At 32.9% G+C, this 12,471-nt stretch carries 7 protein-coding genes and 1 pseudogene; 4 read left to right on the top strand and 4 right to left on the bottom strand.

Annotation, left to right across the window (positions count from 1 at the left end; genetic code table 11):
• Positions 1-67: 67 nt before the first annotated feature.
• On the top strand, positions 68-2,563 hold the full coding sequence (locus tag LO744_RS14185) for a beta-mannosidase (protein WP_230670246.1): 2,496 nt from the start codon (positions 68-70) through the stop codon (positions 2,561-2,563).
• 216 nt (positions 2,564-2,779) lie between these two features.
• The gene (locus LO744_RS14180) at positions 2,780-3,271 is read left to right on the top strand and encodes a DinB family protein (RefSeq protein WP_230670245.1); all 492 of its coding nucleotides are present in this window, start codon (positions 2,780-2,782) and stop codon (positions 3,269-3,271) included.
• 204 nt (positions 3,272-3,475) lie between these two features.
• Here LO744_RS14180 and LO744_RS14175 read toward each other — a convergent pair whose 3' ends face one another.
• From LO744_RS14175 to lptB, 4 genes and pseudogenes are all read right to left on the bottom strand, one after another.
• Positions 3,476-4,429 (bottom strand): helix-turn-helix transcriptional regulator, encoded by a 954-nt coding sequence (locus LO744_RS14175; protein ID WP_230670244.1) that lies wholly within the window; start codon positions 4,427-4,429, stop codon positions 3,476-3,478.
• Positions 4,430-4,858: a peptidoglycan DD-metalloendopeptidase family protein gene (locus LO744_RS14170; protein ID WP_230670243.1), complete on the bottom strand. Its 429-nt coding sequence runs from the start codon at positions 4,856-4,858 to the stop codon at positions 4,430-4,432. It abuts the gene before it with no gap.
• A 282-nt stretch (positions 4,859-5,140) separates the two neighbouring features.
• Entirely contained in the window at positions 5,141-6,865 is a 1,725-nt protein-coding gene (locus LO744_RS14165) for an ABC transporter ATP-binding protein (protein ID WP_230670595.1), read from the bottom strand.
• Between the two features lie 638 nt (positions 6,866-7,503).
• Positions 7,504-8,229, bottom strand: a pseudogene (gene lptB / locus LO744_RS14160) (LPS export ABC transporter ATP-binding protein); the annotation flags it as partial.
• 149 nt (positions 8,230-8,378) lie between these two features.
• Here lptB and priA point away from each other — a divergent pair.
• Positions 8,379-10,826 (top strand): replication restart helicase PriA, encoded by a 2,448-nt coding sequence (priA, locus tag LO744_RS14155; protein WP_230670241.1) that lies wholly within the window; start codon positions 8,379-8,381, stop codon positions 10,824-10,826.
• Positions 10,827-10,986: 160 nt separating this feature from the next.
• The gene (gene dacB / locus LO744_RS14150; RefSeq protein ID WP_230670240.1) at positions 10,987-12,453 is read left to right on the top strand and encodes a D-alanyl-D-alanine carboxypeptidase/D-alanyl-D-alanine endopeptidase; all 1,467 of its coding nucleotides are present in this window, start codon (positions 10,987-10,989) and stop codon (positions 12,451-12,453) included.
• The last annotated feature ends 18 nt before the right edge of the window (positions 12,454-12,471 follow it).

The raw sequence follows: 12,471 nt of genomic DNA, 5'->3' as shown, positions 1-12,471 counted from the left end.
TTTACTGTTGAGATCCTTTCAGGATGACAAACTCTGAGTTTAAACCTGATTTAAAATCAAATTACTAATGAACAAAACCCTACTTTTTGCTTTCTTTTTCATTCAAATACTCATTAACGCACAATTTTCTGAACGAAATTTATCCGCAGAAAAATGGCAATTCAAAAATACCAAAGAAAATAAATGGCTCACGGCCTCTGTGCCCGGAACGGTGCATTTGGATTTGATGAACAATAAACTCATTCCTGACCCTTACAAAGATGAGAATGAAAAAAAAGTACAATGGATTGAAAACGAAGATTGGGATTATCAAACCGTTTTTAAAGTTTCATCGAAAGAATTAGAAAACCAAAATGCTGATTTGGTTTTTCATGGATTAGACACATTTTCTGAAATTTATTTAAATGGAAAATTATTAAAGAAAACCGACAATATGTTCCGAACATGGATAATTCCTGTGAAGCAAAATTTAAAAACTGGGGACAATTTATTACAAGTTAAATTTAAATCCTCAGTAATTATCGGGAAAGAATTGGCGGGTAAAGTTCCGTTTACAATGCCGGAATCACCGAGAAGTTTTGTGAGAAAAGCACAATATCAGTTTGGTTGGGATTGGGGACCAAGATTAGTAACTGCAGGAATTTGGAAGGACGTAAAATTAAATTTCTGGAATGATGCAAAATTTGAAAGTGTAAAAATAGAACAGAAAAATTTAACCAAACAAAAAGCTGAACTTAATATTCACGTTGAAATTTATGCTGAAAAAGCTGGAAAATATAGCTTTTTAATTAATAATGAAAAGCGGAATATTTCTTTGAATAAAGGCTTTAATGCAATTGCATTTCCATATCAAATTAAAAATCCAAAACTATGGCAACCCAATGGCTGGGGTAATCCCAATTTATATAATCTTAAAATTTCATTGCAGAAAGACTCCAAAACGCTTGCTGAAAAAGAAGAAAGAATTGGTCTCAGAACGGTAGAATTAATTCAGGAGAAAGATGAAAAAGGAAAATCTTTTTATTTTAAAGTTAATGGAAATCCGATGTACTCAAAAGGAACTAACTGGATTCCGTCTGACAGTTTTACACCGAGAATTACCAAAGAAAAATATAGAAAGCTCATCAAAGACTGCAAAGATGCGAATATGAATATGATTCGTATCTGGGGCGGTGGAATTTATGAGGACGACGAATTTTACAAAGCCTGTGACGAAAACGGTATTCTTGTTTGGCAGGATTTTATGTTTGCCGGAAGTTTTTATCCGTCAGATGAAGATTTTTTGAATAATGTAAAAGAAGAAGTAAAAGACCAAGTCAATAGACTTCAAAATCATCCATCGATTGCTTTATGGTGCGGAAATAATGAAATTGATGAAGCTATTGTAAACTGGGGATACCAAAAGCAGTTTAAATATTCAAAAGAAGACTCTCTTCAAGTCTGGAAAGATTACAAAAAGATTTTTCATGAAGTTATTCCGAATGCTTTAAAAGAAAACTTAACATCAGAGAAAAATATTTATTGGCCAACTTCACCATCCATCGGTTGGGGGCACAAAGAAAGTTTAACAGAGGGCGATTCTCATTATTGGGGCGTTTGGTGGGGTGAATTTCCGTTTGAAATTTATAACGAAAAAGTTCCAAGATTTGCCTCTGAATATGGTTTTCAGGGAATACCAAGTTTGGACGCTGTAAAATCTATGTTTTCAGGAAATTCAGATTTAAGTTTAGAAAATCCAATTATCAAAGCACACGAAAAAAATGCCCGTGGTTTTCATATTATCAACGAATATATGAAGCGTGATTATGTGGTTCCGAAAGATTTTGTGAAATATAATTATGTTTCCCAGCTCCTTCAGGTTCGAGGAATGCAGATTGCGATTGAAGCGCATCGCCGTGCAAAACCTTACAATATGGGAACACTGTATTGGCAATTGAATGATTGTTGGCCGGTGATTTCTTGGTCATCGATTGATTATTTAGGTAATTGGAAAGCGCTGCATTATCAAGTAAAAAGAAGTTTTGAAAATCAAGTGATTTTAACGGAAGAAAGAGACGGAGTTTTAAATTTTTATGCAATTAATGACGAACTTAAAAAGTTTGAAGATGTTACCATAGAATTTGATATTTCTAAGCTTAACGGAGAAAGTTTAGCGGCGGCAGTAAGCAGTTCTGATGGAAAAGTTTTAGAAAATAATATTTTAAAATTTGATGCTTTAGAAATTAATGATTTAATTGGAGATGTGAATAAAAATGAAATTTTCCTGAATGTTATTATCCGAGACAAAAATGATAATATTATTGCCGAAACTAATCATTTCTTCGTTAAGCCAAAAGATTTAAAACTTACAAAACCCAATATCAAAATAAAAAAAATATCTTCAACCGAAATTGAAATTTCTACTGATGTTTTAGCAAAAGATGTTTATTTGATGGGTGATACACACTTTAGTGATAACTTTTTTGATTTACTTCCAAAATCGTCAAAAAGAATTACACTTTCAAAACCTTTAAATAAAATAGGCGCAATGACTTTGTGGGATACCATGAATGAAGGAAATTAAAAAGACCGATTAAGAAAATCGGCCTAATTCAAATTTATCTATCGCTACATATTTATATGGGAAACATTTGTGTAGGTTATCTATCGAACGTGAAAAATGTTTATTTATTTTAAAGAATTAATTATTTTTTTTCATTTCTAAAAATACTACTGACAAACTGTTGTCATAGTCTGTCAGTACCTTTGTCTTAACATTAACAAATAAGACAAAAACGTTATGACAACTACAGCAATCGCAACTAAACAGTTTATCACTTCAGAGCAATTATTAGAGCATTGGCAAGGTCACAGAAAGCTGACGAGAAGAGTGATTGATGCATTTCCTGAAAAAGAATTATTCGAATTTTCAATTGGCGGAATGAGAACTTTTGCAAAATTAGCAGTCGAGTTAGTAAGTATCGCTGGTCCCGCTTTAAAAGGAATCGTAGACCATCAGGTAGAAGCATTTTCAGAAGAAGCATTCAAGCCTAAAACGAAAGAGGAACTTCTTGCAAAATGGGACTCTGAAACTGAAGTAATCAATCATTATTTTAATCAGATTTCTGAAGAAAGATTTCAGGAAACCTTCAATTTGTTTGGTCAATATGAATTTCCGATATATCAGAATATTCTTTATTTTATCGATAACGAAGTACATCACCGCGGTCAAGGCTATACTTACCTAAGAGCTTTGGGAATTGAGCCGCCATTCTTCTGGGAAAGATTCTAGCATCATTGATGTTTTTTAAGTCTCTCGCAGATTTTGCAAATTAAGCAGTATCATCTGTGAAAATCTGTGAAATCTGCGGGAGATTTTTAGATTAAAATATCACACAAGTTTTTTGACATATTAGTTTTGAAAATCTTTGATTTTCATTTCATCTTAATAATCTTAACTCCTTAAAGAATCTTAATGGTTCAAGTTCATTTATTTTCAATCAAAATTCTTAGAAACTTTCTCAATTAAATCCTTCATGGTCGTTTTCAGAAACTCAGGTTCCAAAACTTCAGCATAATCGGCGAAAGTAATCAGCCAACGCGGAAATCCTTCATTAATCCATTCGGTTTCAAAAGTCATTTCTATCCCTTTATTGGTTTCTTTTTCCTCAATTAATCCATAATAAATTTTTGAATTATTCAGATGTCCTATAATTTTTTTATCAACTAAAAGTTTGACGATGGTTTTATTTCCATTCGGACTTTTCCTGTAATCATTAATCTGCCCATATTCCTGCAAATAAGGATTTTGAGTTTTTACAATACTTAAAATCCTGTCCACTCTAAACTGTCTGTAATCATTTCTCAACGTACAGTAAGCGATGATGTACCAGTAATGAAACTCAAAAAAAACACCTACAACTTCTATCGTTCTGCTCGAAATTTCTTGATTAACTGTTTTGTAGCCTATTAAAATCTGATGTTTTTCGGCAATACTTTCCAAAATTGTAGGAATAATATTTTTTATGGTGTCCTCCGTTTTTGGATTGTAATTGTAAATATCAATCTGATTTTCAATATTCTGAATTAAATTTTTATCTGAATTTCTTAAAACCGAACGGAGTTTTTCCATCGCAGTCTGATAATGATTTCCCAAGCTTTCGTGAGAAAATTTTTGCATCAGTTTTTCGGCAGTAATGAAACTTAAAACTTCCTGTTTCGTAAACATTACAGGTGGAAGTTTGTAGCCATCCATTAAAGAATATCCACTTCCTGCTTCACCAACAATCGGAATTCCTGCATTTTCCAAAGTTTTTACATCACGGTAAATCGTTCTTATACTCACGTCAAATTTTTCTGCCAAATCTTGCGCTCTCACAATCGGTTTTGATTGCAGCTGAGTGAGAATTGCAGTTACTCGGTCGAGTTTTTTCAGGTAATGGTCGTTCATTTAATATGATTTTGAACAATTTAAATCAACTTTACTCGACTCCGCCTTTTTCCAAAATTGGAATTGGAGAATGTACTTTTCTTCATCTTTATCTTGAGTGGCGTATCCTATTAATTGATTCTTTTCAATTTTATCTTTTGATTTAAAAAGAATAACATCGAGATTTGAATAAACATACAAATCGTCATTATTTCTAATGATTAAAGTTTTGGTATTATCAGAATGAGAAAGAATACTAGAAACCATTCCTTCAGATATGCAAACAACTTTGTGATTTTCTGATTTTATTGTATATAAAGTTTCATCAGAAACATTAAAACAATTACGTTTAGGAGTAGGTATTGTTCCAGATATCAAAGGACATGGTAGCTGAGAAAACAATAAACAGTTAAAAGATAAAACTGTGATAAATAAATATTTAACTTTCATTTTTTTAAATTTTAACCAATCATTTCACATTTAAATCGGTCGAAAAAGTATCAATTTTACAAATTTAATGTAGAATTTTATAATTGCAAAGATTTAGCCTGTATATCTTTGTATTTAAGGAGCAAAGAATATCAATGAAATTGATTTTAAGCGTATGCATATTTTCAAGCTTAATCAGCGATTTGTCGCCATCTTTGCTCGCTGAAAAATATTACTTTAATTATTAAATCTTTGCGTTTATTTCATCAAAGCATTTGCACTAAAGAATTGTTAATTGCTACATTAATTTTTAAACGTATTCACCAACTTATCCAGATTCAAACTTCTCGCAGAAGCATCAAAAATTTCTTTATAAGTTCCATTCATCTGTACCAATTCATCATGAGTTCCGCTTTCTACAACTTCACCTTTTTTCATTACATAAATAGTATCCGAATCTAAAATCTGAGATAGGGAATGCGAAATAATAACCACCGTTCTGTTTTCTTTTATGGCATCCAACGAGTTTTTAATTTGTTCTGTCGCAATCGCATCCAAACTTGCAGTGGGTTCATCTAAGAAAATAATAGGTGGATTTTTCAAAAATAATCTTGCAATGGCGATTCTCTGCTGTTGACCGCCTGAAAGTTGAGTTGCATCATGTTTATATTTTTCCGGAAGGTCTAAAATCTGTTCGTGGAGATAGGCTTTTTTTGCTGCTTCTTCAATTTCTTCAAAGCTCGCATTCATATTTCCATAGCGGATGTTGTCTTCAATACTTCCCTGGAAAATATGGTTCTTCTGCAAAACCAATCCCAAATCATCCCGTAAAAAAGTATTATTGTAATTTTTTAAATCTACTTTATCCAAAATAATTTCACCGGAATCTGGAAGATAAAATTTACAGAGAAGATTGATGATGGTTGATTTTCCGGCACCACTTAAGCCCACCAAGGCGGTCGTTTTTCCGTTTTCGATGGTCATTGAAACATTGCGCAACGCTTTTGTTCCGTTTGGATAGGTGAAATTGACATTTCGTAATTCAAAATTACCTTTGATTTTATTTTCTACGAAAGTTCCGTTAGGTTCAATTTCATTTTCAGCATTTAAAATATCAAAATAACCTTCTGCATAAATCATCGCATCGTTCATATCATCATAAATCCTGTGAAGCTGTCTGATTGGCGAAGAAACATTATTAAAAAGCATGATGTGAAGCATGATGGCACCGATGGTCATTTGTTGGTCTAAAACCAGATAAACCGTTAAAAGAATGATTAAAACAACTCCAAACTGCTCGATAAAAGTTTTTAAACCATCATAAATAAAATTAGTTTTACGAGTAAACATTTGGCTGTCCATCAACTGCATTTGTAAATCGTACTGTTTTTTACCTTCAAATTTTTCACGCACAAAACTTTTAATCACCATTATCGAATTGATTAAATTTAAAAGCCCTGAAGTTTTCTGCTCGCGCTGATTTCTTAAAGTTCGTCTTACTCCACCTAGTTTTTTTGCCTGCAACGAACTGATATAAAAGTAAATAGGAACAATGATTGTGGAAACTAATCCCACATAAACATTCTGCATATACATTATAATCAGTGCGATAAATGCATTTGAAAACAAGGGAAGTATGTCGATAAAGAAATTTTGAACGAGTCTCGTCAAGCTTTCAATTCCACGGTCGATTCTTATTTGTAATTTCCCGGATTCATGGTTTTCATCATTAAAGTAAGCAACTCTGTAGGTAAGAATTTTGTCAATTGCTGATTGTGCCAAAACCGAACTTACATTAATTCTTATTTTCTCCCCGTAAAATTTTTGACCGAAATTGATGAAAATATTCAGTAATTCTTTTCCTAATAGAATAATTGAGATAAGAATTAAAATATGAACTCCTTCATTCATAGGATTGGGTAGGTGGGTTAGTTTTGTGACTTCATCCACCGTATATTTTAAAACTAAAGGATTCACCTGAGCTGCCAAAGCACCGAGAAATGTCAGGAACAAAGTTCCGTAAATCATCGGTCGGTAAGGCTTTATAAATGGAATCAACTGCTTGTAAATTCCAAATAAAGTAAGGGTTCTGTTAAATGGTTTTGCCATGATTTGGTTTAAAAGAAAAAACGTACCGTTTCTGAGAGAAAAGGTACGTTTTATTATTTTTTAGCGCAAATGTTTAATTCAAATTAAACTGCTGAATATTTTAAAGAGTAGGGAAGTTAAGTTTTTAAGTATTTTGCTTATATCAATTTTATTGAGCCTTAATATTTCTTAACAACTTAAATATTCTTAATGGTTCAAAAACTTTAATATTAATTAAACTTTTATCCCTCAAAAACATAAGTTGTCAGATAATGCAACTCAGCTTTACTTGCTGCTTTAGAATCTGCTTCTGCCTGTTCCAAAGAATAATTAGAATTAATTTCTTTCTTTTGGAAAGCGAAAGAATTATTGGCATTTTTATCAACTACATCATTGAAAATATGCTGGATTTCTGAATTCCCTAATGATGAAAAACTAATGTCTTCAAATCCATACATCAATCTTAAATCATCAAACTGAGCAAAATTTTCATCTACAAAACTTTGAAACTGATTTTTAGAATCAAAATTTCCTGCCCAAATATTGTAAGCATAACTTTTTTTGCTTGGTTTGTCGAAAATACTTTGGTAAACAAAATTTTCGCCTAAATATGCTTCTCTTACTTGCGGGTCATTTGCCAAATCTTCAGGAAGACCTTCTTTCAAAATCTTACCTTCAAACATAATGTATGTTTTGTTGGTAATCGCCAAGGTCTGCTGTACATTGTGGTCAGTAATCAAAATTCCGATGTTTTTATCGGTCAAACTTCGTACAATTTTTTGAATATCTTCTACGGCAATCGGGTCAACACCGGCAAAAGGTTCATCTAAAAGAATGAAACTCGGGTCTGTTGCCAAACATCTTGCAATCTCTGTTCTTCGTCTTTCACCTCCGGAAAGTAAATCACCTCTGTTTTTACGAACGTGCTGCAGAGAAAATTCCTCAATCAGTTCGTCACATTTTATTTGCTGTTGTTTTTTTGAAAGTTTAGTAAGCTGTAAAACACCAAGAATATTATCTTCTACAGAAAGTTTTCTGAAAATTGAAGCTTCCTGAGCTAGATAACCAATACCTTTTTGGGCACGACGATACATGGCGTCAGAGGTAATCTCCTGTTTGTCGAGGAAAATCTTTCCTGAAGTAGGCTTCACCAAGCCTACAATCATATAAAAGGAAGTGGTTTTTCCGGCTCCGTTCGGACCAAGTAAACCAACAATTTCTCCCTGCTTAACTTCTACAGAAACGCCTTTTACAACTTTTTTGGGACCGTATTCTTTGATTAAGTTTTCTCCTCGTAAAATCATAAGGGCAAAGATAAAGTTTTTTTGAATTCTAATGTATTTTCAATATTGTTAATTGTTGTTTGAAGAAACTAATTTATTAACGAAGGAAAAATGGAGTTGCTCTTTTGTTTTTGAAAAGAAAAATCTAATTTTACACTATAATTATCCTATTGCAATACGCTCAAATTATTTTGCCCCTCAATCTGAAAGGAACTTTTACCTATAAAGTTTCAGAAGAATTGATGTCACTTATTCAACCCGGAATGAGAGTGCTTATTCCTTTTGGTGGAAAAAAAATCTATACCGGAATTGTTTTTGAACTGCATGATGAAGTTCCCACTCAGTTTGTGCCGAAGGAAGTAATCAGCATTTTAGATGAACAACCGATTTTGCCACCACAACAAATTAAATTTTGGAAATGGCTTTCAGATTATTATCTGTGCAATTTGGGCGAAATTTACAGGTTTGCTTTTCCGTCTTCTTTAAAACTGGAAAGTGAAACTTATCTTAAATTAAAACCCAATATTACCGTTGAGTTTGAAAATCTGGATGTGAATGAAATGTATCTTATTCAGGCATTAGAAGTTCGTCAGTTGATTAATTTAACGGATATTGAAGCGTTTATTCCGAAAAAAGATATTATTAAAACCATCAATTCGCTGATTGATTTACAGTATATTGAAATCGACGAAAAAGTTGCTGAAAAATATAAGGCTAAAGAAGTTGCTTACGTTAAAATCAATGATGAGATTTTAAAAAATCAAAATCTTACCGAAATTCTTTTAAGTTTAAAGAGAGCTCAGAAGCAGAAAGACCTTTTCCTGCATATTTTAGAAAAACAAACCGAAAATCCTGATTTACATATTAAAAAATCAGAATTGTTTGAAGATGGATATTTTGCGAGTTCGCATTTTAAATCTTTGGCAGATAAAAATTTGGTGGAAGAATATTACATGCAGAAAGACCGGATTGAAAGCTATGAAGGTGAAATTGAAGAGGTAGAAGAACTTACGGAAATTCAGAAAGCTGCAAAAATTGAAGTAGATGAAGCTTTTGAAGAAGGTAGAAATGTGCTGCTTCACGGGGTAACTTCATCTGGAAAAACACATATTTATTTAGAGAAAATTGAAGAATGTATTTCTGAAGGCAAAAATGTACTGTTTCTTCTTCCTGAAATTTCATTAACCAAGCAAATTACGCAGCGATTAGAAAAAAAATATGGGAGGCAATTAGGCTTTTATCATCAGAAACTGACCGATTTTGAAAAGGTAGAAATTTGGCGAAGAATAAAAAATAACGACATCAAAGTTCTTATTGCAACAAGAAATTCTCTGTTTTTACCTTTTAAGAATTTAGGATTAATTGTGGTGGATGAAGAGCATGATTCCGGATATAAACCGAGAGAAGTTTCACCTTATTTTAATGCTAAAGATTCGGCGTTGGTTTTAGGAAATCTTTATGAAGCCAATGTTATTTTAGGTTCGGCAACGCCTTCTGTTGAAAGTTATTATCTGGCAAGAAAAGAAAAGCTGAAATATATTTTTCTGAATGAAAGATTCGGAAATGTAAAACTTCCGGAATTTGAATTGATTAATTTTAAAGAGGCGCAAGATTCTAAAAAAGTTTCAGGTAATTTTTCGTTGAAATTGATTGATGAAATCAAAAAAACATTAGAAGAAAAAAATCAAACGATGATTCTTCACAATCGTCGTGGTTACGCGAGTGTTTTAGAATGTGAATCTTGTGGATATGTCAATTACTGTTCAAATTGTGATGTCGTGATGACGTATCACAAAGCTGCCAACGAAATGAAATGCCACTATTGCGGACAGAGAGCTTCTAAACCGAAAACCTGCCCAAAATGTTTTTCTGAAAATCTTAATGAAAAAGGAGTTGGTGTAGAACAAATTCACGAAGAAATTTCTAAAATTTTTCCGGACAATGAAGTCGATAGAATGGATGTTGATTCTATGCGGAAGAAATTTGCCTACGAAAAACTATACGAAAAAATTGAAGACCGGGAAACCGATATTATAGTAGGAACCCAAATGATTTCTAAAGGTCTTGATTTTGACCATATCGAATTGGTAGCGATTCCAAAAGCTGATTCTATGCTGTATGTACAAGATTTCAGAGCAGAAGAAAGAGCGTATCAATTGATTACGCAAGTCTCTGGAAGAGCGGGAAGAGTTTCGGGGAAAGGCAGAATTTTAATTCAGACTTTTAATCCTGACCATTCTGTTTTTCAGCTGATTAAAATGAATAATGTTTTTAAAATTTATAAATATTTCCTCACGGAACGTCAGAAATTTAATTATCCACCTTTCACAAAGTTAATCAACATTGAGTTGAAGCACATAAAAGACGATAAAGTAAATCGTGCATCACAGTTTTTAGGGTCTATTTTAAGAAAATATTTGCCTGAAGATTGTATTTTAGGCCCTGAAAGAGCGCAAATTGCCCGATTAAATAATTTGTATCAGTTTCAGATTTTACTGAAATTGCCTCGAGGCAAAAACTATGAAAAGTTTAAAAGTTTAGTTTTATTAAGTTTGAAAGAATTTGACGAAATCACTGCTTATCAAAGTATTAAAAAAGATGTTTTTGTTGATTTTTAACAAACTTTAACATATTTTATAGCCTTTTATCATAGTCTACTGAACTACCATACCATAATAATTTCTACATTTGAACGTTAATTATATGTTTGGAATGAAATGAATGGATTTAACTAATCGATTTTTATATCATCCAAAATATAACGAAAAGAAAAATTAGATGGTAAATTTCAGAAAATATATCTCAGGTGTTACGGTTCTGACTGCTGGTTTTTTACTTGCCCAATCAACCGTTTCTACAGTTCTTTACTCTCAGAATTATGACAACAAAACAAGCTTAAATCTTCCATCGCCAGTTGCGTATGTTGAAAAGGCTATTTTGTCGCCAAAAGAACTTGTAGACATCAGTGTAAACACAATGATGACAGACCCCGTATTGAAAAATGCAACTTGGGGATTTGTAGTCTACGACCCAAAAACGAAGAAAATAATTTCTTCGTACAACGAAAATACTCCGCTTGTTCCTGCTTCTACAACCAAATTGTTGACCACCGAAACTGCAATAAGCATGTTGGGTGAAAATTACCGTTGGATGACGCAGCTAGAATATTCGGGAGAAATCGATGAGAATGGAGTTTTAAACGGTAATCTGTATATTGTAGGAAGTGGTGACCCTTCATTGGGAACTAATAAAGCGGGAGCTTGGTCTTACAAAGATATCGTTTCAGATTTCGCAGGCGGAATGGCTCGTGAAGGTATTAAAAAAGTAAATGGTGATATTGTTATTCAGACAGCGCTTTTCAAAGGTAACATTTCGGCACTTCCGGAAAATGTTGTTTGGCTAGAAAACAATAACTATTATCTTCCTGTTGGTACCACCAAAGAGATTAATCCTGCCAATGAGAAGCTTATCGTAAAGAAATCAATGAATGCTGCAGCCGATAAGAAGTTTTTCTATGTTTCACCTTATGCCAATAAAATGGTATATGCTGAAAAATACGAAGGTAACGGAACATTAACTACAAAATTACCTGATGCTCCAGCTTTCCTTGCCAACTCATTCAGAGCAACTTTGGTAAAAAGTGGTGTTGCAGTGACTGGAAAAGTCACTCCTAAAATGACAGATGCTACACCAGAAGCTAGAAAAATGATTGCTGCTTACAAATCTCCGACTTTGGGTGATATTATTTATTATACCAATCAGAGAAGTGATAACTCGTTAGCGGAAGCATTGCTAAAAACTGTGGGTTTCCAGAAAATGGGAGATCAGACTTCAGAATCTGGAAGAGTAGTAGTTAATAATCACTTAAAAGATATCGCATTTGATGTAGAAGGATTAAACTACATGGATGGAAGCGGTTTGTCTAGAAGCAATAAAGTGACTCCGATTTCGCAGGTAAAATATCTTAGTTCTTTGATGGACGAGAAATTTTACAAAACATATTTTAACTCTCTTCCGATTGGCGGACAGTCGGGAACGCTTAAAAGTATGTTTTTAGGTGAAGGAAACGGACAGGTTTTTGCAAAAACAGGAACTTTAAATAAAGTGAAAACTTTAGCTGGATACTTAAAAACCAACTCAGGAAGAACGCTTGTTTTCTCTTTGATGGTAAACAATTATGCAGGCTCTGTCGGGCAGGTGAAAAGTAAAATGGAAAAAATACTGCAACCTACTTTAGACTTATAAAAAATATTAATTTCATAT

Origin of the sequence: Chryseobacterium turcicum (genome assembly GCF_021010565.1) — a bacterium.
In the GTDB taxonomy this organism is placed as follows: domain Bacteria; phylum Bacteroidota; class Bacteroidia; order Flavobacteriales; family Weeksellaceae; genus Chryseobacterium; species Chryseobacterium turcicum.
This window is presented reverse-complemented; position numbering and strand designations above follow the sequence as displayed.